We start from the raw sequence: 22,141 nt of genomic DNA, 5'->3' as shown, positions 1-22,141 counted from the left end.
TCTAAATAAAAAGTCCCGTATGAGAACGGGACTTGAACTTAATAAGTTTCTAAACCAGCAACCTTACTGGATCTTCCAATAAAGATTTAAAGGTTTGTAAAAAGGCCGAACCAACAGCGCCATCTACTACCCTATGGTCGCATGACATGGTTACCTTCATAATATTGCCAATAACCAACTGACCATCTTTAACAATTGCTGTTTGTTTAATGCCACCAACTGCCATAATACAAGCATCTGGTGGGTTGATAATGGCAGTGAATTCTTCAATACCGAACATTCCTAAATTAGAAATAGTGAAGGTATTTCCCTCCCATTCGGCTGGCTGCAACTCTTTGTTCTTAGCCTTTGCACCTAGTTGTTTTACTTCAGCTGCAATGTGCGAAAGCGGCTTATTATCGGCAAACCTCACTACTGGCACTAAGAGACCTTCCTCTACAGCAACAGCAACTCCAATATGAATGTGGTGATTGATTCTAATCTTATCGCCCAACCAAGATGAATTTACTTGAGGGTGCTTTCTTAAAGCTGCGGCTGCGGCTTTAATTACCATATCGTTAAATGAAATTTTCACTGGAGAAACTTCATTCATGCTAGCTCTTGCTTCAATGGCCTTGTCCATGTTGATTTCCATGGTAAGGTAGAAATGAGGCGCAGTAAATTTACTTTCGGCCAAACGCTTAGCGATTGTTTTTCTCATTTGAGAAACTCGCAACTCTTCAAAGCTTTCTTCACCCACAATCTTTGGTAGCTCCACTGTTGGTGCCGATGCTGATTTACCTGCAGCAGGTTTAGGCTGCTCTGTAGCCTTTACAGGAACAAAGTCTTCAACGTCTCTTTTTATAATTCTTCCGCCATCTCCAGAACCTTTCACTTCTGAAATATTGATTCCCTTCTCTTCTGCCAATCTCTTAGCCAAAGGTGACGCTTTAATTCTTCCTTTATTATTTGTTTCAGCAGGTGCCAAAACCTCTTCTTTCTTAGCTTCTGCGGCCTCTTGCTTTGGAGCAGCTTCGGTTGCTTCTTCTTTAGCAGGCTCTGCCTTTTCTCCTGTTTGACCTTCGGCTTTTAGAAGCGCTTCAAAGTCAGCTCCTTTTTCACCTACAACAGCCAAAACACCATTAACGGCAACAGATTCTCCTTCTTTTGCGCCAAGGTACAATACGACTCCATCATTATACGATTCGTATTCCATTGTGGCTTTGTCAGTTTCAATCTCAGCCATCAGCTCACCTGATTCAACCGTATCGCCAACTTTTTTATGCCAAGCTGAAATAACGCCTTCTTCCATGGTGTCGCTCATCTTAGGCATTCTCACCACTTCCGCTTTAATGTTACTTGTATCTATCGCTTCAGTTTCAGTTTTTTTCTCTTCCACTGGTTTTTCTTCTTTTTTATCAGAGCCATTTTCACTTGACTCATTCAGAAGTGCCTTATAATCCTCGCCCTTTTCTCCAACAATGGCCAAAATCCCATTGATTTGAACGGCTTCACCTTCTTCAGCGCCAAGGTATAATACGGTTCCTTCATTATATGATTCGTAGTCCATCGTAGCCTTATCGGTCTCGATTTCAGCCATTAACTCACCTGATTCTACTTTATCACCTACTTTTTTATGCCAAACAGCGATCACCCCTTCTTCCATGGTGTCACTCATTTTCGGCATCCTAACGATTTCTGCCATATGATTTGTGAAAAATTGAGCCCAAAAATAGTTTTAAACAACCGATATTCAAATTATTGAATGACCTATTGCCCCAAGCTTTTAAGATCATTTTATAATCGGCTAATCTTCAAGGGGCTACTTTTGCAACTTAGACTTAAATGGAATGGTTCGAAGGATTAGTATTTATGAACCTGATCACTTAAATTTCTGAAAAGTTTAATATGCCATCCAGCTATTCGATTGCCAGTTCTGCTAAAGTTATTGAAGAGTATTTCAATGTGGAAGTGACTGGGAAGTATGAACAAAAGTATAATGCCTCGCCTACAAAATTGCTCCCTGTAATTACTGCAGAAAACCCCGATGGGCTTTCTTTTTTTTACTGGGGAATTAACCCCGCTTTTGTAAAAAAGAATAGCGTAAGTGAAAAGTTAATCTTTGCTCCTGTAGATGAAATTTTAAACAAAGCCAGTTTGAAGAAAAACCTCAAGTCGCAACGCTGTGTAATTATTGCAGATGGTTTTTATGCTTGGAAGAATATTTCTAAGAAAGAAAAAGTGCCTTACCGGTTTCATTTAGCCGATAAAAGTCCTTTTGGTATCGCTGGATTATGGGATGAGTTTGAGGATGACAATGGAGAGTCTGTTCATACTTTTATGATGATTACAACAAAGGCCAACCCAGATGTGGCGGATATTACAGACCAAATGCCCGCTATACTCGACAGCGACTTAATGATAGATTGGTTGAATGAATCGAATACTGAGGAAAGTGTAATTAGTTTTATTACACCTTATCGCGAAAAGTCTTTAGATCGCTATTCTATTACTCCCAAAATAAACGATCCAGATTTTGACAGTCCCGAGCTTTTCAAAAAAGCTCCTCCAGCAAATCAGTTCGGAAGTTTCACATTATTTGGTTAAACGGAAATAAGTCTGACTACCTGTTTACTTGAACATTCTCAAGTTCAATTCTAGATATTTCTCTTAATTGATCGGTTTGGAAAGCGTAATCCAATTCGTGTGCAGGAAAATCACTATCAATGGTATAGTTGATATAGTCCTGAAAAAGCACTCCGTTTACTTCTCTTTGATTATATGCCTCTCTGAATCTTACACCTCCTCCATTTATATAGTAACTGTAGGCTAGGTAATCTATAGCGTGAGTCTTTTGGTTTATCCAATAAACAAATATGTTTTCAAAATTCTTTCCTCCCCCGTTCTTTCCATAAGTCACTTCTACTTTATAGTAAGACTCATCTTTAATTTTAATAGAAGGCATTAAGTGCTTACTAATCACATCTCGGTTAGCAGCATATGGCAACAAAGCAAAATAAACCACCGATCGAGTATCTCCAGCTAAAATGTTTGAAAGGGAATCTTCTTTCACTTTAACTTCCTTTTGATTTACCCTTCTTATGTAAGTATTAGAGGTTAAGATGTCTTCAATTTCGTTCCCGTTTTTATGCGAAACACGTTTATAGACATCTCCCTTATCGGAAATTCTAGCATTATAATAACTACCGCGAAAATCGAATTCAATTTCCAGTGCCTCTCCTGATTTATATCCGTGCTTCTGAATAGCCGTATTCAATATTTGTTGAGCTGTGGGCTCATTTACCGAACAGCTCGAAGACGCCATAACATACACAAGCACAAAAAAAACGCTCGGATTAACTCTTATCATTTTACTCAATTCAATTCTTCCGTAAGCCATTACGCTATTGCTCTCAATTGGTTACTTTCATTATTTGGGTGGCGAATAAATCTCAATCAGTTAAGTACGACAAGAAATGCTGTGATGAATAGCCTTAATAAAGTTCTAAAAAAAGGAAGCTTACAGAAACAATTTCTAACTATCGGATATTTCTTTACTTTGTGTTATTAAATTCAATACTATGAAAAGTTCCAGAATCGTTGGTTTAGGTCATTATGTGCCAAAAAACATTGTTAAGAACGAAGACCTCGAAAAAATAATCGATACCAATAACGAATGGATCATAGAACGAACGGGCATTGAAGAGCGCAGATGGTTTGACCCAGAAAACGACACCGTATCCAATATGGCTACCAAAGCTGCAAAAATGGCACTTGAAAGAGCCAAAACGGATGTTAGTGAAGTTGACTTCATTGTTTTTGCCACCATTACCCCAGATTACTTTTTCCCTGGTTCAGGCGTTTTAATGCAAAGAGAGCTTGGGCTTCAAGGTATTGGAGCATTAGATATTCGAAACGCATGCAGCGGTTTTATCTATGCCCTTTCCATTGCCGATCAGTTTATTAAAACAGGAATGTATAAAACTGTTTTAGTGGTTGGAGCTGAAATTCAATCTTCGGCCATTGATAAATCAACAGCGGGCCGATCGAGCGCGGTGATTTTTGCCGATGGTGCCGGAGCTGCTGTTCTTAAAGCTTCGGAACCAGCTGAGGGCGGAATTCTATCTACCCACCTTCATGCCGATGGCGATTTTGCAGAAGAGCTATATGTAAAAGATCCTGGCAGCAGTAGAACTGTAAGACTTTCACAAGAATTGATAGAAGGCCCAACTTTTCATCTTACCATGAACGGAAATGCGGTATTTAAGCATGCGGTGGTTCGTTTTAGCGAGGTCATTGCAGAAGCTTTTGCCGCCAATAACTTATCAGCCGAAGATATTGACCTCTTGGTGCCTCATCAAGCCAACTTACGGATCAGTAACTATGTACAGAAACAGTTAAACATGCCTGATGAAAAAGTATTCAACAACATTATGCATTACGGAAACACTACGGCTGCGTCAATTCCCATTGCATTAAGCGAGGCTTGGGAACAAGGTAAGATTAAAGAAGGTGATTTAATTTGTTTGGCCGCATTCGGAAGTGGCTTCACATGGGCCTCAGCACTAATTCGCTGGTAGTAATTGAATAAAAAATCACTCATATTCATTCCTCCTTTTTTGAACCTATAGCTCTAAAAGCTGTTGAACTATTAGCTTTTAGGCTCAAGAAAACGTTCAAGCTCATAAACTCGTACAGCTGTCTGTACCGTTCATTAGCTAAGTGCCAATTAAAGAAGTAACAAACTACAATCCGTTGGTTTAATTGGCGTAATATTTGAATACAGAGAGCCGAATAATTTTTAATGAAACCCAATTGCATGCCATTCGATATACGTTCTATGCGCTTTCATCAATTAATCCTTTCTAGCTTTATTTTTCTTACCCTAAGTTTTTCAGGCTTTGCTCAAGAGGAAAGCTATGAACTGATTTTTCCTTCAGACGATCCATCTTTAACAAAAGAAGGGAAAACGAAGGAAGGGAAACGAGATGGTCTTTGGACAATGTATAATGCCGACAGTAGCTTTCTTCAAAGAGGATACTATGTTGAAGGCAAAAGAGCTGGTGTATGGATGATTTTTCTTGACAAGAGAGAAAGAGCAAGAATTAAATACGACAATGGTTCAAGAAACGGATCCTATGTTCTATTCAATGAAGAAGGAAAATCAACAGTGATTACAAACTATTCATTGGGAGAATTAAATGGCACATGGTCATCATACTATGGTTCTGGCCAACTGTACGAAAAAGGCACTTTTGAAGATGGTTCTAAAACCGGAACATGGAATAGCTATTATGAAAACGGGGTTCTTCAAATTAGCAGCCAGTACAAAAAAGGAAAGCTCGATGGTTCATTTCAACAGTACGACCCATATGGTTCGCTAATGATTGAAACTTCGTATAAAGATGGTCTTCTGAACGGCAATTGGTTAAAGTACGATGGAACAATCGTTATTGAAAAAGGTCAGTTTGCTTATGGCGAAAGAAATGGAGAATGGCTTTACTATGAATTCAGTGAATTTTCGCCTTCAATTAAAGAATACTATGATAACGGCAAAAAAACAGGTACATGGACTACCTACCATAGTACAGGAAGATTAGCTAGCCAAATTACTTACGACAATGACAAACCTGTAGGGATAGCAAAAGAATGGTATATCAATGGGCAAATTGCCAGCGAAACCCGTTACCGATTAGGAGTAGTTGACAGTACATTCACTGCTTACTACGACAACAAAGTAGTAGCCGAAACAGGTGAATTCAAATTAGGACTTAAAGAGGGTGTCTGGAAGTACTACCATGAAAATGGAATGATTTCGGAATTTGGAAGTTTTAAAAACGACCAAAGAGTGGGGAATTGGAAAAGTTTTAGCCCAAGAGGAAAACTTACTTCAGAAGGCGATTACCAACTGGGTAAACAGCAAGGCCAGTGGTTCACTTACCATGAAAGTGGCGAGTTGTCTTCTATTGGAAGCTATCTAGCTAGTGAAAAAGATGGACTATGGGGCTATTTTCATGAAGACGGATCCCCAATGCTTGAAGAAACTTATAAAAACGGTAAACTCATGAAGTTGTCTGACTTTACTGATGATGATGGTGATAAACACAGCTCAGGTACATTAACCAATGGAGAAGGAATAAAAATTGGCTATTATCCTGATGGCACTAAATTCTCTGAAGGACCATACAAAAAGGGACTTCCAAATGGAAAATGGACATTCTTTGATGAGAGAGGCCGTAAATTAAGTGCAGGAGAATTAATCAATGGGCTTAAAGATGGAGGCTGGAATATCTATGCAAAAAACGGCAAACTCATCAGAATAGAAATGTACGACAATGGAGAGCTGACCAATGAAGTAAGTCGTTGAACATTCTTAATTAGTTAATGTTACTTGAACCATGGGATTATTTTCAAGGAAAACGGAAAAGGAAAAGCTTCAAGCAAAGTATAAAAAACTAATTGATGAGGCCTACAAGCTTTCGCACACCAACCGAAGGGCAAGTGATTTAAAAACCGCTGAAGCGGATGAACTCCTTAAGCAAATTGAAACAATGAATTGATTAACGCTTTGTAAATCCTTTGAGCTGTTCTACAAGTTCCTTTTTAGCGCTAGGTCTTTTAATCCCTTCTCTTATCAGCTTACCTTCTTTTGTAATTACCATGTAAGTAGGGAAGCCAGTAATGTTTACTGCCTGATCAAACTTGGCATATTGGGCGTCATCTAAAAAGAAGTTCTCCCCCTTTAGCTCATGCTTTTTAACCATAGTTTCCCATGATTTCTTTTCAGATTGGGCACCTAGGTAAACAAAAACCACACTATCATCCTCTTTAAAGTTGGCCTTGATTTCTGGTAAGTGAGAAAACTCCGTTATGCATGGGCCACACCAAGTAGCCCAAACATCTATATAAACCACTTTACCTGAGTAAGTTTTTTTCAGTTGACTTAGCACATCTCCTTCTGAATCAACTATTTCTATTCCGTTGACAAACTTCTTATCCTTCAAAATCACAAAGTCGCTATACTTACGCTCTAGCACGTTTCTCGCTGTACTATTCAAGTTTAAGGTTTTCACTTTATCCCATATTACTTGAGGAAGTTCATTTCCTCGATTAAAGTAGCTCTCATCTATATAAGTAGCGATGATACTAGATTTAGATATTGGGTCTAACTTGTCGATTCTCATTAACAAATCATCCCAAGTAATTTTTTGGTTTAATTCTAAAAGTTCTTTTGAGAACTCTTCTGTTCTGGCTTTTAATGGTTCGCTTAACTTAACATAGCCAAAATGTTTTTCTCTTTTTTTCTCTTCAATTTTCCATTCCTCAATCTCAGCCCTTCCAGTTTCAGAAATAATTTTAGACTTCAAAAAACCATAAACCTGCTCTATTCTGTAATCGTGCATTGCCACTCTCTCTTTAGGCATCATGGCCATCGAAAACTCTCGCATCAAATCACCAAACTCTCCAGCAAGCATATTCAAAGGCTCATCATCTATCATTTCCTTAACTTTTAGTTCATAGACCTCAGGTAAATCAATTGGAGTTAAAGCACCGTTATTCGCGCTATGCAACCAGCGATACCTCATTAAATCATTTGCCGCATACAGATTAATATTTCGCTCGCTGTATTCTTTTACTATTCGGCTTGGGCTATTTTCACTAAAGTAATTCTGATAAAAATCCTGATGCTCTTTTAGTAAATCTAAGCGGTACTCTAAATACTCCATTGGCTCCAAAGCCTTTTGCAAACTGTCGTTCTCAAAGTAGTTTCTCACCTTCATATACTTTGGCTTTACCACTCTCAGCTCCTCGTTTTCCTTTGCCAAAGCTCCCATAAACGAAATTGGAGATTCTGCATACCAACCATCAATACCGCTAACTGCTTTCTCTTCATCTACAAATACTGCCATTTTGCTATCAGGCTCGGCTAAAAACATAGTGAAGACCTCTCCCACCCTAAACATTATATCTTGTGGATTATCTAAAGGGAAAAATATTTTGAATCGCCCCTGTTCATCCACATTCACAGTAAACTTTTGTTGCCCAGAGCTAAAGGCATGATTATAAATAACGGAAGCTGTTAAGGGCATTTCTCCTTTAGGTTTTACTACACCAGAAAGAGTTACTTGACTACTTTTGAAAAAATCATCTTGCCAAACATGTTGGCTAGGCATTCTCTGACGGTCATGACCCAATTTATTTTTACTCAATCGTTTAATTAATCTTCCATCCTCCAAAATCAAAAAATTACCAACCTCTCTTATTATGATTTGTCTTGTTTTTCCTGGCTGAGAAAGATTAACATGCCATTCTTTATCTTTCTTAATAGGATCTTTGAAGTTCCAGAAATCAGATTCATACATCATATAATTATCTGAAACCCTTAATTCAAGTGTATTGGAGCCATCTACCAAAAACCAATTACCTATTATGGAACTGGGAAGAGAAGATTGAGCATTAAGCTGAGCAACTGAAAGGACGGTTAAGAGTAGAGTGAAAAACGCTTTCATAATTTTAATTTATTCAGGAAAATAACAATTACACTGAATCAAAACAAAACTGACTTCATTTAACACTAAAAATATATTAAACTGATACTTTTTGGATTTCAATTACAGGCGCTCATTATAATTGGGCTCCTGTAAATACCTTTCTTCAAAATTATGACGTTTATCCTTGCTAAAACCTTCACCTTTTCCTAATTCCTATATCTTTGCTGTATGCACCATTTGACAATACTCTCCTACATCGTTTGGGACCCCATGAAAGAAATCATCAGGGGAATTCAACCGCCCGTTTGGTACAGTGTGCTTTTTGCGCTTGGCTTTATTATCGGCTACCAAATCATGGTCTATATTTTCAAAAAAGAAGGTAAAGATCCGCTCAATGTAGATACACTTACCGTACACATGGTATTGGCCACCATAATTGGGGCACGCTTGGGGCATTTGGTTTTTTACGAACCCGATCGCTTTTTAGCCGATCCATTAATGTTCTTCAGAACTTGGGAAGGCGGTTTAGCAAGCCATGGTGCAGCTTTTGGAATTTTAGCAGCCCTTTTCCTCTACAGAAGTTACTTTATCACTGCCAGTTTGCTCCCTCCTAAAATCAAATTCAAAAAACAGAAGAAAGTAGGCCAGAGTTATCTCTGGATTGTAGATAGAATTGTAATTACTGTGGCTCTAGCCGCAGTTTTTATTCGAATGGGCAATTTTGTAAACTCCGAAATTGTAGGAAGACCAACAGGAACCGACCAAGGTGTAGTATTTGGGCGCATTGCTGAAATGTATTTTGAAGATGGCATTAACGGTGTAGACCGTGCCGAAGCTTCTAAAGGCACAAGCACAGAAGACCTAGAGCCTGGCATTGTGCCTGTAGATATTTATGTGACTTTTGAAGGCACTAGCAGCTCTGAACAAGAAATAAGGGCCAAACTAGAGAGAGAGTTTAAACCAATGCTTACGCGCTACCCCGTAAATGAGCATTATCAAGAGCCGCTTGGTACACCCTTAAATTATGAGTTAACACCTATAGGTAGGCAGTGGGCCGCTACAATCCATACTTATGGAATTGTTCGATACCCAGCCCAGCTTTACGAATCGGCAACATCACTCATATTATTCTTCCTCTTACTCGCTCTTTGGCTAAAATACAAAGAACGAACACCAGAAGGATTGCTCTTAGGAATCTTCCTTATCTGGATTTTTGGGCTACGTGTATTTCACGAAACCTTCAAAGAAAATCAGGTAGCATTTGAAGAAGGAATGACATACAATATGGGGCAACTATTGAGCATTCCTTTAGTCCTCATCGGATTCTTTGTTTTAATCCGCTCCATGGTTGTAAGCAAGAAAAAAGAGTGATCTACATTACTGTAAAAAAGGGTTTGAAAGGAGGAGTTATTTCATTTCTCCTATTAATTCTTAGTCTGAATGCTTTTGGACAAACCATACCTGTTGCCGATAGCCTGAATTCTGGGCTTGTCAAAGTAGGCAAAATCTATATAACTGGAAATAAAAAAACCAAGGCTGAAATCATTCTTAGGGAACTTGATTTTGTTGAAGGCGATCAACTTGAACTTCAAAAATTCAGTCAGGCAATTGTACTAAGTCAGCAAAAGCTGATCAATACCCGCCTGTTTATTACTGCCGAGGTAGTTCCTCTTTTTATGTCGGATACTCAGGTAGATATTTTGATTCGATTGCAAGAACGTTGGTACATTTTCCCTTTACCCATTTTCAAATTAGCCGATAGAAATTTCACAGAATGGTGGGTAAATCAGAAGCGCGATTTCTCTAGAGTAAATTATGGTATCCAACTTTATCATTTCAACCTAACTGGCAGAAATGATAAGCTTATTTTTAGATCGCAGTTTGGCTTCACAAAACAATACGAATTACAGTACCAACGACCATATATTAATAAAGCACAAACCTTGGGGCTTACCCTCAGAACTAGCTTTGCAAATAACAAAACAGTAGCTACAAACACCGATGGGCACAGACTTCAATTTGAGCAGTCTGACGACATTAATAGAAGAATCTTTTCTTCTAGCGGAACACTTACCTATCGCCCATCATTCTATAGCCGCCATTCGGTTGATGCTGGATTCAGTCGAGCGAGTGTTAGCCAACTTGTTACAAATGCCAATCTTGATTATTTTCAGAATGGAGAACAGTTGCAGAAATACTTTCGCTTAAGTTATGTCTACTCATGGGACAACCGCGATTACTTCGCCTACCCCCTTTCTGGCAATCTATTTAGAGGCGAAGTCAGTAATTATGGCTTAGGCATTTTCAATGACCTAAATATGTTTTCTGTTCGTGGTTCAACCAGCAACTTCTTTGATTTGGGTGGCAAGCTATACTTAGCCAATAGCCTTGAAGGGTACCATAACTTTAGTGATGAAATTCCTTATATGCTTCGTTCTGGCTTTGGTTATCGCCCAGATTTTATTCGAGGCTATGAACGCTATGTAGTTGAAAGTAATGCCTTTGTATCAAACCGAAGTGAGTTTAAATACAAGTTTCTTTCGGGCATTCAAGAATTAAGCAGAAGAAGTCTAATAGATCAATTTAGAACCATGCCTTATGCCTTTTACTTCAAAGCTTTTGTAGATATGGGCTATGCTGGCGATCCAATTCGTTCTACTACCAATAATTTCTACAACAAAGAATTAATGCTCAGCGCTGGTCTTGGTCTCGACATTGTTACCTATTACGACTTTGTGGTACGTTTTGAATTTAGCGTAAATAGAGAAAAGCAAACAGGATTCTTCGTCAATTTTAGATCGGCACTTTGACAGTGTATAAGACTCAAATTGCACAACCTCCTATTGTGAAAAATAATTATAGGATTTATTCCAAATATTGTATTTTTAGTTTGTGAAGATTGTCTATACCGCCTTAATAGCCCTCTGCTTTTCTCTCAGTGCTTCTGCTCAATTGGCAAGCCGAGCACCAGCTGGACCACGAGCCCTCGGTATGGGTGGAGTATCTTCCGTATTTCACGATAGCTGGTCTATATTCAATAACCCAGCTGGCCTTACTGACACAGAACAACTGACTGCTCTTTTTGCCTATAAAACCATTTTCGATTTCGCCCCTTTCAACACTGTTTCGGCAGGTGTTGCGGTGCCCACTAGCCTAGGTAGTATGGGTTTTTCGGTATTCAGGTTTGGAGATGATATTTTCAACAGCCAAATGGCCAGTCTTTCCTTTGCTCGAAAAACAGGAATTATTCGTTTAGGACTAAAAATCAATTATTTACAATACAATATTGAAGGTTTTGGCAGCAAGAGCACCCTACTTTCGGATATGGGAGTTGTGGCCGACCTCACTCCTCAACTCACTTTTGGAGCACATATTTACAATTTTACTCAATCTTCGATTTCGGCAGATAATCGAGAAAAAGTACCTACGGTTATTAATTTAGGGATTGCCTACAAACCCACAGAACTTATCACCCTAGTAGTTGAAGGTGAAAAAGACATTGATCTCGACCCAGACCTAAAGCTTGGTTTAGAATACCAAGTAATAGAAAAAGTAAAGGCCCGAACTGGCTTTTCTACTTTAACCAACACCCATTCCTTTGGAGCAGGTTTGCAACTGAGCCGATTCGGTTTGGATTACGGAATCCGAATTGATAGAAAATTAGGCCATACTCATAACTTCGGTTTAACCTTCTTAATCAATGAGTAATGAGATGGGTTCGGTTGCTCATAGTGACGATTACGGCTTTACTTTTCTGTGAAGAAAAAATACTAGCACAAAAAGAAGAACCATTTGACCTAGAATTATTTATTGAAGAGCTCTTCAACCTTCAGGACGAAGACATTAATTATGAAGACCTCTATGAGTCGCTTCTGATGCTCTACCAAAATCCATTAAATCTAAACACTGCCAATTCTTACGATCTTCAGAGTTTATATATTCTTTCCAGTATACAGATTCAAAACCTTCAAACTTACATTCAAGAAAAGGGAAAGCTAATTACATTATATGAGCTTCAGGTGATTGATGGGTTTGACTACGCAACCATTGAGCGATTAAAGCCTTTCGTCACTGTAAACGCGAAAGACGCATTGGTTGATGAACGACCATTGCTTCAACGCATACTAGAAGAAAGGAACAACTACCTAATTTCTCGTTACGAACGAATCTTAAATCAAAAACGAGGCAATAGCCCAAAGCAATCTCCAGATGACTCGCGATATGCTGGCTCCGCAAACAAACTCTACCTGCGATATCGAGTTTCGAAGCCAAACGATTTCAGTATTGGGTTCACTACAGAAAAAGACGCAGGTGAACGATTTCATTGGAGCCCTAAAAGTAAAACCTATTTTACCGATTTCTGGTCTGCCCATTTTATGCTCGAAAACCAAGGCAAATGGCAAAAATTGATTATTGGAGATTACCAATTACAATTTGGGCAAGGTTTAATATTTGGCGCTGGGTTTGGGGTGGGCAAGGGTTCAGAAACCGTAAATACAGCCAACCGAGTAACGCTTGGAGTTAAGCCATATACTTCGGTTTTGGAAGGTGGATTTATGAGAGGGGCCGCAGCCAGTTATACACTGAACAAAAAACTTACAACCACAACTTTTATATCTTATTTAAAGCAAGATGCTAATATTCAAAGGGGTGGAGATAATGAAGATTTTGAATCTTATTTTTCTTCCCTACAACTTACAGGAATGCATCGTACGCCAAACGAAATTGCCAACAAAAGACAAGTAGGCGAAACCGTAATAGGTACAAATCTCAATTTTCGTTCAAACGACCGTACCGAAGTAGGGTTCATTGCCAGTACCAATCATTTTTCCACTCCAATTTTACGCAGCAATCAACTTTACAACAAGTTTGAATTTAAAGGTAAATCTAACTTCAACCTAAGTCTGTATGGGAAACATCAATGGAAGCATTTTTTGCTTTTTGGAGAAAGTGCCGTTTCCAAAAGCGGTGGCATTGGTGCTGTTGGAGGTTTCTCTACAAGCCTAAGCCCTCGTATTGAGTTTGCTATGGTGCTGCGTTCTTACCAAAGAAACTTCCATACTTTTCGAGGCACTTCATTTGCAGAAAACAGCCGCAATATTAACGAAAAGGGTGTTTACTGGGGGATAAAATACACTTTAAATCGAAAATTCTACCTCACAGCTTATTACGACACTTACCACTTTCCGTGGTTAAGGTTTAGAGTTGACACGCCATCCAGTGGTCATGATTATCTGTTCCGGCTGAATTACAATCCGGGAAGTCGAGTAAAACTCTATACCCAATTTAGGCGCGAGCTAAAAGACACCAATGTGAGCAGCGAAAACTTTAACAGTAATATTGTTTTACCTGGTAGAAAAGACCAATACTTAATCAATCTCGAATATGCTTCTGGAATTCACTTCAGTTTTAAATCAAGAGTGCAGTTCAGTGAATACGAATTATTAAATGATAGAACGAGAGGCTACGCTTTTATACAAGATGCCGTTTATAAAAATGGCGACTGGACCTTTAGCGGGCGCACTGCTTTATTTGATACAGAAGGAAGTCAAAACAGGCAATATGCTTATGAACGCGATGTGCTCTATGCATTTTCAATACCAGCGTATAGCGGCAAAGGCATTCGCAACTATTTATTAATACATTATAGGGCCTTTCGCAAAATGGATCTTTGGGCAAGAATAGCCAAAACCACTTATTACGATCGACAAGAAATCGGCACTGGGTTAGAAACCATTTCAGGCAACAAACGCACAGAAGTCAAATTTCAAGTACGTTATAAATTAAATTGAGTCCCTTATTATAGTTCCTGCTTCGCAAATAGGAATCATAATTCTTCAATCAAATTTGTTCCTAGAACACTTATTCCTACCATTCGAAAATAATATTTTGGACTGCTGCTATGCGTTTAATACTTTACATCTTTAAACTTAAAAGACGATGACAAAAAAATTCGGAAGTTACTTCCTTTCTATGGCCCTGTTAATGCTCAGTATGCAGGCCTGTTCTCAAGGAAGCGGAACTGGGGCAATAAAAGCCGACAATGACCGATGGCAACAAGCCATTGAATACAAGATGGAAATTGATATGGACGTAAAGACCAATAGATATCAAGGTGTCCAGAATGTAAAATACACCAACAACTCTCCTGATGCATTGGACAAAGTGTTTTATCACCTCTATTTCAATGCCTTCCAACCAGGAAGTATGATGGATGTTAGGTCTAGAACCATCGCAGATCCAGATCGCAGAGTAAGAGATAGAATATTCAACTTAAAGGAAGATGAGATTGGATACCAAAAAATCAAATCTTTAAAGCTTAACGGAAAACCTGTAAAGTACGAAGTAGTAGGAACTGTTCTAGAAGTTCACCTAGACCAACCTATTGCCTCAGGAAGCACCGTAAATTTCGATATGGAATTTGAAGCCCAAGTTCCACTTCAGATTAGAAGAACTGGCCGCGACAACGCGGAAGGCGTTCGCTATTCAATGGCTCAGTGGTTTCCTAAAATGGCCGAATACGATTATCAAGGTTGGCATGCCGATGAATACATTGGGCGTGAGTTCTATGGCGTATGGGGAAGTTTTGATGTGAAAATTAAAATTGACAAAGATTACTTGATTGGAGGTACTGGTTACTTACAGAATCCTTTGGAGATTGGCCACGGCTATGAAAACGAAGGAGAAACCGTAAACCAAAAAATTGAAGACGGTAAACTTACTTGGCATTTCTTTGCACCAGACGTTCACGATTTTGTTTGGGCGGCTGACCCAGAATATGTGCACAAAAAGTTAACCATGAAAAATGGAATGGTACTTCACTTTATTCACAAAGAAGGACAGAATGAAGAAAACTGGGACAAGGTAATGCCCCAAACTGAAATGCTATTTGAATATGCCAGCGCTAACTTTGGTCAATACCCATACAAGCAATTCTCGGTAATTCAAGGTGGCGATGGTGGTATGGAGTACCCTATGTCTACTTTAATCACTGGCTCAAGAGGCAGCCTCATTGGTGTAACAATACACGAAGCCATGCACGATTGGTACCATGGTATTTTGGGTAGCAACGAAGCACTTCACCCTTGGATGGACGAAGGTTTTGCATCATATGCCTCAACTAGAATTTCAAACCACATTAACCGTGTTACTAAAGGCGAATCGGAGCCAGCTGTTACTCTAGAAAACCTAGGAAACAATTCGGGTCAAAGAAGTTATATAGGTTTATCGAAAAGCGGAAGAGAAGAGCCTTTGAGCACTCATTCTGATCATTTCAACCTTAATGGTGCTTATAGTAGTTCTGCTTATGGAAAGGGAGCTGCTTGGATGAGCCAAATGGGCTATGTAATTGGCGAAGAAAACCTTAACAAGGCACTATTAGCTTATTTTGAAGATTGGAAGTTTAAACACCCTAACCCAAATGATCTTATCAGATCTTTTGAAAAAGTAGCTGGATTAGAGCTAGACTGGTATAACGAGTACTTTGTTTACACTACAAAAACCATTGATTACGGTGTGAAAGAAGTAAGCGGTGAAGGCAACAAAACCAATGTAACTTTAGAAAAAGTAGGTATGATGCCAATGCCAATGGATGTTGTAGTTACTTACAAAGACGGCTCAAAAGAAGTACACTATATGGCCTTAAGAATGATGCGTGGCGAAAAACCTGCAGAAACTAAAGACAAAAGAATTGTACACCCTGACTGGGCTTGGGTAAACCCAACTTATGATTTCACGATTGATAGACCAATGTCTGATATTGCTTCTATTGAAATTGACCCTTCTGGAAGAATGGCCGATGTTGAAAGAGGAAATAACAAATGGGAAGTGAACTCGCTAAAAACGAATAAGTAGTTTACGGATAACAGAAATTAATGAACAGCTCAGCCAAAAAGGTTGAGCTGTTTTTTTATGTCCAATCTTGAACACCCACCTGGCCTTAGGGTAATAAGTATCACATACTGAAAGTAATACTATCGAATAAGTTTATTTTAATTTTTATTTCAATAGTAATTAAACCTTTTTCGATAGTAGGCGTTATGTTTGCCAATCATGAATAATTTAATCAGCCAAATGCAAATTCAAGTGAATGAGAAGATCTTCTTGAAAGATCCTAACTCATCAGAACTTGGTAAAAAAATCATTGCTAATGGAATCGAATTGATAGATGAGATAGGGTTGGAAAGTTTTACTTTCAGGAAATTAGCTTCTAAGCTAGAAACCACCGAAAGCTCCATCTATCGATACTTCGAAAGCAAACACAAACTTCTTTTATACCTCACTTCTTGGTATTGGGGCTGGCTAGAATACCACTTGGTTTTTTCTACCGCCAACATCTCATCTGCCGAAGAAAGGCTTAAAGCCGCTATTAAAGTGATCTCGAAAGACATTCCCGATAATGAGATGTTTGGCTACCTCAATCTTGGTTTGCTAAATAAAATCGTAATCTCCGAATCGTCTAAAGCCTACTTAACTAAACAGGTAGATGATGATAATAAAGAAGGTTTCTATGTAGGTTACAAACGTCTAGTACTTCGCATAAGCGAAATTATTAAAGAGCTAAACCCCAATTTTGGTTTTGCAAGTACGCTCACTTCAACAATTATTGAAGGTATTCATGATCAAAAATATTTTGCCGACCATTTACCAACCCTAACAGATATATCTAGCGACTCATCTGTTCTAACACAGTTTTATACCGACATGGCCATTTCAACCATTCAGCAAAACACTAAATAATGAATCCCGCAATAAGTATTTCTCCCGTAAAAAGGTTTTTAAACATGCTTAAAGTAGATAAGCGTGAAATTATGAGTGTGTATGTTTATGCCCTTTTCAATGGGGTAATTACACTTTCTCTCCCCCTTGGAATTCAAGCCATCATCAATCTCATCAGTGGTGGACAGGTATCTACCTCGTGGTTTATTCTAGTGATTTTCGTAATTGCTGGTGTAATAGCCTCAGGTGTAATGCAAATTATGCAGCTCACCATTACTGAGAACATTCAGCAAAAAATATTCACACGCTCGGCTTTCGAGTTTGCCTATCGCATTCCTAGAATGAAAATGGAATCGATAAAGAACGCTTATATTCCAGAGTTAGCAAATCGCTTTTTCGATACCCTATCAGTTCAAAAAGGATTATCTAAAATCTTAATTGATTTTTCAAGTGCATCGCTCCAAGTAGTGTTTGGTTTGATTTTACTTTCGCTCTACCATCCATTCTTTATCATGTTCGGGTTACTTTTAGTGGTAATCGTTTATTTGATATTTCGTTTCACATCCCCAAAAGGACTGAGAACCAGCATTATTGAATCTAAAAACAAGTACATGGTAGCTCATTGGCTCGAAGAGTTGGCTCGTGCTATGGAAACCTTTAAGCTTGCGGGTCAGTCACCTTTACCCTTGTCCAAAACAGACGATGTTGTAGAAGGTTATTTAACTTCTAGAAAAGCGCATTTCAAAACCTTGCTTACACAATACATTAACCTGGTAGGTTTTAAGGTGTTCGTTACCGCAGGTTTGCTTTTAATCGGTGGGCTTTTGGTGATTAACCAGCAAATGAACATTGGTCAATTTGTTGCAGCCGAAATCATTATCATTTTGGTTTTAAACTCAGTTGAAAAGCTCATTCTGAGTATGGAAACCATTTACGATGTACTTACTTCGATTGAAAAAATAGGGAATGTAACAGACATTCCACTCGATAGTGACAGCGGTACTACCGCAGACACATCAGACGAACCAGGGCTTTCAATTAACATTACCAATTTGGGCTACAGGTTCAGTTATTTGAAAGAAGAAACCATCAAGAATGTAAACATAACTATTGGATCAGGAGAAAAAATATGTCTATCCGGCTACAATGGCTCAGGCAAATCACTCCTTCTCCATGTCATTTCTGGTTTATACGATGAATACAGTGGTTCTATTTCATGCCAAGGCGTAGCATTGACAAGTTGGTGTAAAGCGGACTTTCATAAACTTATTGGCGACAACCTTACGCGAGGCGACATTTTCAATGCCACTCTTTTCGAGAATATCTCATTAGGAAAGCCTGAAATTACGATGAGTCGTGTACAGCAAGTGGCAGAAATAGTAGGGCTTAAAGATTTTGTAGACGCAATACCTCAGGGCTATCATACTACGCTATTGTCTGAAGGGCGAAACTTACCACAAAGCATCATTTTAAGAATAATGTTAGCCAGAAGTATTGCTGGAAATTTCAAAATGATACTCTTAGAAAATGACTTCAACCAGTTAAATGAGAAAGACAAGACTTCATTTTTGAATTATCTTCTCAGCCAGAATTGGACCGTGATCGCGGTTTCAAACGATCCATTAGTTGCGGATAAATTTGATCGCACCATTGTTATGGAAAAGGGAGAAATTATTGCCAAAGGCACCGTGTCCTCAATGACCACTTACCCATGGTATTCAAACATTTTTTCGAAAAAATAGAAATAGCATGCTAAACATCAGTCCTAACAAAATTGAGGGTAAAGTTGAAACATCAAAGTTTCGATCGTTTGCCATGGTAAGGGATTATCATGCAGGTAAAACCTTTACTCGACTCATTGTCATATTCTTCGTCCTTTTTATTCTTGCCCTATTCTTGCCTTGGACGCAAAACATCAGATCAATGGGCGTGGTAACTACATTAAAGCCAGACCAGCGGCCGCAAACCGTAAATTCTGTTATTAGTGGCCGAATAGAAAAGTGGTATGTAAGAGAAGGTAATTATGTAAACAAGGGAGATACAATCTTATACATATCGGAAGTGAAAGACGATTATTTTGATCCCGAGCTTTTGTCTAGAACAAAAGAACAAATCACTTCTAAGTCTTCAAGTTTGAATTCCTATTCAGAAAAGATAAATGCTTTGGACAACCAAATTGAAGCATTACTGAAAACCAAGGAACTTAAGCTTGAACAAGCCGAAAATTACATCCGACAGATTGAGCTCAAGATTCAATCCGATAGCATTGATTTTCAAGCCTCTAAAACAAACTATTCCATAGCCGAAAACCAATTGAAGCGAATGGAACAACTTTATGAAAGTGGTTTAAAATCTCTCACCGATTTGGAAAGCACTCGATTAAAGCTTCAAGAAACACAAGCCAAGAGAATTAGTGCGGAAAACAAATTACTGAGCAGTAGAAATGAGCTGATTAACGCCCAAGTTGAGGTGAACTCAGTTGAAAATCAGTATCAAGATAAACTGTCCAAAACGGAATCAGATAAATATACAGCCATGTCCAACAAGTTTGACACTGAGGCTACAGTGTCGAAAATGGAGAATCAGTATAAAAACTATTCTGTGAGAATGGGCATGCATTACATTACCGCTCCACAAAACGGATATATTACTGAAACCATTAAATCTGGAATTGGAGAGACATTAAAGGAAGGTGAGCAATTACTTACCATTATGCCATCAGATTATGATTTGGCCGTTTCGCTTTACATTAAACCTATGGACTTGCCCCTGATTAGAGAAGGGCAACCCATCCGTTTTATATTCGATGGTTGGCCATCCATTGCCTTTTCTGGCTGGCCAAACCTATCATACGGAACCTTCGGAGGAAATGTAGTGGCCATAGACAATTTTACAAGCGCAAATGGCCAGTATAGAGTTTTGGTAGCTCCAGATCCAAGTGATGAACCTTGGCCTGAGGGCTTACGCGTAGGCTCTGGTGCCAACGGTATGGCCTTGCTAAAAGATGTACCTATTTGGTATGAGTTGTGGAGAAAGCTCAATGGTTTTCCTGCAGACTACTATGTAGCAGAGAACAGTACTGACAAGGGTTCAAAAAAGAAGTAATGAATAGATTGATCAAAACCATCTTGTTACTGTCTGTCTGCTTTAATTTTGCTTATGGGCAAGAGAGAAGTCCAATATTCACCCAAGACCAACTTCTTTGGTCCATAGAAAACTATCACCCCATTGCACAACAAGGTAAATTGTTAATTGACCAAGGAGAAAGTTCTGTAAGGGCAGCTCGTGGCGCGTTTGACCCAAAGCTGTTTGCCAACTTGGATCAAAAACAGTTTGACGAAAAGGAATATTACAGTATCCTGAATAGCGGCTTGAAGATTCCTACTTGGTATGGTCTTGAGTTTAAAACCGGCTTTGAGCAAAATAGAGGGGTATACTTAAATCCCGAAAACAAAGTGCCAAATGGAGGGCTTTGGTATGGTGGTGTTTCAGTTTCTTTGGGCCAGGGCTTATTTATAGATCAAAGAAGGGCCGAGCTGCAAAAAGCTAAAGTATTTGCTTCTTCCACAATAGCTGAACAAAGAGCACTGATGAACGAACTTTACTTTGATGCTATAAAACAATATTGGAAGTGGGTACAAGCCTATAACGAGTATCAAGTTTATGAAGAATCCGTATCCTTGGCCGTTACACGTTTTACAGCAGTTAAAAACAGTTATTTACTTGGCGACAAGCCAGCTATAGATACGCTAGAAGCTAAAATTCAGGTCCAAAATAGAGAACTAGCCCGTAACGAATATAGGCTTGCCTATCAAAATGCTACGCTAGAACTTTCAAACTACTTATGGTTTGAAAACAATACTCCTTTAGAGATTACTGATGAACTAAGGCCTCCGCTTTTCGATGAGATTGAGCTAAATAATACCACCTCCTTCGACACTTTACAAACCTTTGTTAACGCTGTACCTAGCGCTCATCCCGACATGCAGGTTTATCAATTCAAACTTTCATCACTAGAAATTGATAGGAAATTGAAAGCGGAGAAAATAAAACCAAAACTCAACCTCAACTATAATTTTCTAAGCGAACCTGTGGGAGACAGCTTCCTGAACAACGTTTCGAACCAAAATTACAAATGGGGTATTGAATTTAGCTTACCTATCTTTTTGAGGGAACAACGCGGCAACCTTCAATTAGCCAAATATAAAATAGAGAATACCACCTTTGGGCAGCGTCAAAAACAGTTGGAAATAGAAAATAAAGTACTGAGTTACTTTAATGAGCATGTTGCATTAAGAGAACAGGTAGAGATATATAGAGATGCGGTAAACAACTATAGTAGCTTACTCGAAGGAGAAAGAATCAAATTTAATATAGGTGAAAGTTCTCTTTTCTTAGTCAATTCTCGTGAATCTAGTTTAATAGAAGCGCGACTCAAAGCCATTGCTCTTGTGTCTAAATACAATATTTCGAGCGCTGGAATCAACTATGCTTCGGGTAGACTTTATCGATAATTCAATACCTAGGCCTCAAACCGCAATCAAGTACAAAGCAATTTGACTTATATTGAACAGCTAAACCCACCCCTAATGGAAGATTCTTCACTTTATATTATGAGTGCCATGTACATTTTAGCTGGCATTATGCACTTTGTTAAACCAAAGGCTTATTTGAGGATTATGCCTCGTTACCTGCCCTATCATCTTCCATTGGTTTATTTAAGTGGGGTTTTCGAAATTATTTTTGGAGCGCTGTTACTCTTCCCATCTACTCAAGTGATTGGCGCTTGGGGAATTATAGCGGTGCTAGTTGGGGTTTTTCCCGCCAATATCCATATGCTCAAAACCAATAAGGTTAAAAAGCAATGGTACATCATCGCTCTTTGGGTAAGGCTTCCGCTGCAAGGTTTTTTAATTTACTGGGCTTGGTTGTACACTTAGGAGCAAGCCGTT

General features: G+C 38.7%; 17 protein-coding genes. 14 read left to right on the top strand and 3 right to left on the bottom strand.

The window, feature by feature from the left end; genetic code table 11:
• Window positions 1-49: 49 nt before the first annotated feature.
• Complete coding sequence (locus AAC026_RS06995) at window positions 50-1,684, bottom strand: pyruvate dehydrogenase complex dihydrolipoamide acetyltransferase (protein WP_339696327.1); 1,635 nt, start codon at window positions 1,682-1,684, stop codon at window positions 50-52.
• Window positions 1,685-1,887: 203 nt separating this feature from the next.
• Here AAC026_RS06995 and AAC026_RS06990 point away from each other — a divergent pair, with 203 nt between their 5' ends.
• Complete coding sequence (locus tag AAC026_RS06990) at window positions 1,888-2,586, top strand: SOS response-associated peptidase (RefSeq protein WP_339608028.1); 699 nt, start codon at window positions 1,888-1,890, stop codon at window positions 2,584-2,586.
• 16 nt (window positions 2,587-2,602) lie between these two features.
• Here AAC026_RS06990 and AAC026_RS06985 read toward each other — a convergent pair whose 3' ends face one another.
• Entirely contained in the window at window positions 2,603-3,349 is a 747-nt protein-coding gene (locus AAC026_RS06985; protein ID WP_339696324.1) for a DUF6503 family protein, read from the bottom strand.
• Between the two features lie 211 nt (window positions 3,350-3,560).
• Here AAC026_RS06985 and AAC026_RS06980 point away from each other — a divergent pair, with 211 nt between their 5' ends.
• From AAC026_RS06980 to AAC026_RS06970, 3 genes are all read left to right on the top strand, one after another.
• A complete protein-coding gene (locus tag AAC026_RS06980) occupies window positions 3,561-4,559 on the top strand; it encodes a beta-ketoacyl-ACP synthase III (protein WP_339696321.1) in 999 nt (332 codons plus the stop codon).
• Between the two features lie 239 nt (window positions 4,560-4,798).
• Window positions 4,799-6,346, top strand: a complete 1,548-nt coding sequence (locus AAC026_RS06975) for a hypothetical protein (RefSeq protein ID WP_339696319.1) — start codon at window positions 4,799-4,801, stop codon at window positions 6,344-6,346.
• A 31-nt stretch (window positions 6,347-6,377) separates the two neighbouring features.
• Complete coding sequence (locus AAC026_RS06970; RefSeq protein ID WP_311316228.1) at window positions 6,378-6,539, top strand: Lacal_2735 family protein; 162 nt, start codon at window positions 6,378-6,380, stop codon at window positions 6,537-6,539.
• Here the strand turns inward: AAC026_RS06970 and AAC026_RS06965 are convergent, their stop codons facing one another.
• Window positions 6,540-8,489, bottom strand: coding sequence for a TlpA disulfide reductase family protein (locus AAC026_RS06965; RefSeq protein ID WP_339696314.1), 1,950 nt, complete (start codon window positions 8,487-8,489; stop codon window positions 6,540-6,542).
• Window positions 8,490-8,699: 210 nt separating this feature from the next.
• Between AAC026_RS06965 and AAC026_RS06960 the strand changes: the two genes are divergently transcribed.
• From AAC026_RS06960 to AAC026_RS06915, 10 genes are all read left to right on the top strand, one after another.
• Window positions 8,700-9,842 carry a prolipoprotein diacylglyceryl transferase gene (locus AAC026_RS06960; RefSeq protein ID WP_339696311.1) on the top strand — a complete coding sequence of 381 codons (1,143 nt, stop codon included), beginning with the start codon at window positions 8,700-8,702 and terminating at the stop codon, window positions 9,840-9,842.
• Window positions 9,839-11,281 carry a BamA/TamA family outer membrane protein gene (locus AAC026_RS06955; RefSeq protein ID WP_339696308.1) on the top strand — a complete coding sequence of 481 codons (1,443 nt, stop codon included), beginning with the start codon at window positions 9,839-9,841 and terminating at the stop codon, window positions 11,279-11,281. The genes AAC026_RS06960 and AAC026_RS06955 overlap by 4 nt, the downstream gene beginning before the upstream one ends.
• An 82-nt stretch (window positions 11,282-11,363) precedes the next feature.
• Window positions 11,364-12,179 (top strand): hypothetical protein, encoded by an 816-nt coding sequence (locus AAC026_RS06950; RefSeq protein ID WP_339696305.1) that lies wholly within the window; start codon window positions 11,364-11,366, stop codon window positions 12,177-12,179.
• Window positions 12,179-14,263, top strand: coding sequence for a helix-hairpin-helix domain-containing protein (locus AAC026_RS06945; protein WP_339696302.1), 2,085 nt, complete (start codon window positions 12,179-12,181; stop codon window positions 14,261-14,263). The genes AAC026_RS06950 and AAC026_RS06945 overlap by 1 nt, the downstream gene beginning before the upstream one ends.
• A 148-nt stretch (window positions 14,264-14,411) precedes the next feature.
• On the top strand, window positions 14,412-16,325 hold the full coding sequence (locus tag AAC026_RS06940) for a M1 family metallopeptidase (RefSeq protein ID WP_339608143.1): 1,914 nt from the start codon (window positions 14,412-14,414) through the stop codon (window positions 16,323-16,325).
• 198 nt (window positions 16,326-16,523) lie between these two features.
• Entirely contained in the window at window positions 16,524-17,210 is a 687-nt protein-coding gene (locus tag AAC026_RS06935; RefSeq protein WP_339696299.1) for a TetR/AcrR family transcriptional regulator, read from the top strand.
• Window positions 17,210-18,931, top strand: a complete 1,722-nt coding sequence (locus AAC026_RS06930) for an ATP-binding cassette domain-containing protein (protein WP_339696296.1) — start codon at window positions 17,210-17,212, stop codon at window positions 18,929-18,931. The genes AAC026_RS06935 and AAC026_RS06930 overlap by 1 nt, the downstream gene beginning before the upstream one ends.
• Before the next feature lie 7 nt (window positions 18,932-18,938).
• Window positions 18,939-20,294, top strand: a complete 1,356-nt coding sequence (locus AAC026_RS06925; protein ID WP_339696293.1) for an HlyD family efflux transporter periplasmic adaptor subunit — start codon at window positions 18,939-18,941, stop codon at window positions 20,292-20,294.
• Complete coding sequence (locus AAC026_RS06920; protein WP_339696290.1) at window positions 20,294-21,703, top strand: TolC family protein; 1,410 nt, start codon at window positions 20,294-20,296, stop codon at window positions 21,701-21,703. The genes AAC026_RS06925 and AAC026_RS06920 overlap by 1 nt, the downstream gene beginning before the upstream one ends.
• 75 nt (window positions 21,704-21,778) lie before the next feature.
• A complete protein-coding gene (locus AAC026_RS06915; RefSeq protein ID WP_339696287.1) occupies window positions 21,779-22,129 on the top strand; it encodes a MauE/DoxX family redox-associated membrane protein in 351 nt (116 codons plus the stop codon).
• Window positions 22,130-22,141: the final 12 nt, after the last annotated feature.

The organism is uncultured Roseivirga sp., from assembly GCF_963973945.1.
In the GTDB taxonomy this organism is placed as follows: domain Bacteria; phylum Bacteroidota; class Bacteroidia; order Cytophagales; family Cyclobacteriaceae; genus Roseivirga.
The sequence above is the reverse complement of the archived record's forward strand: the minus strand, read 5'-3'. Positions and strand labels throughout refer to the sequence as shown.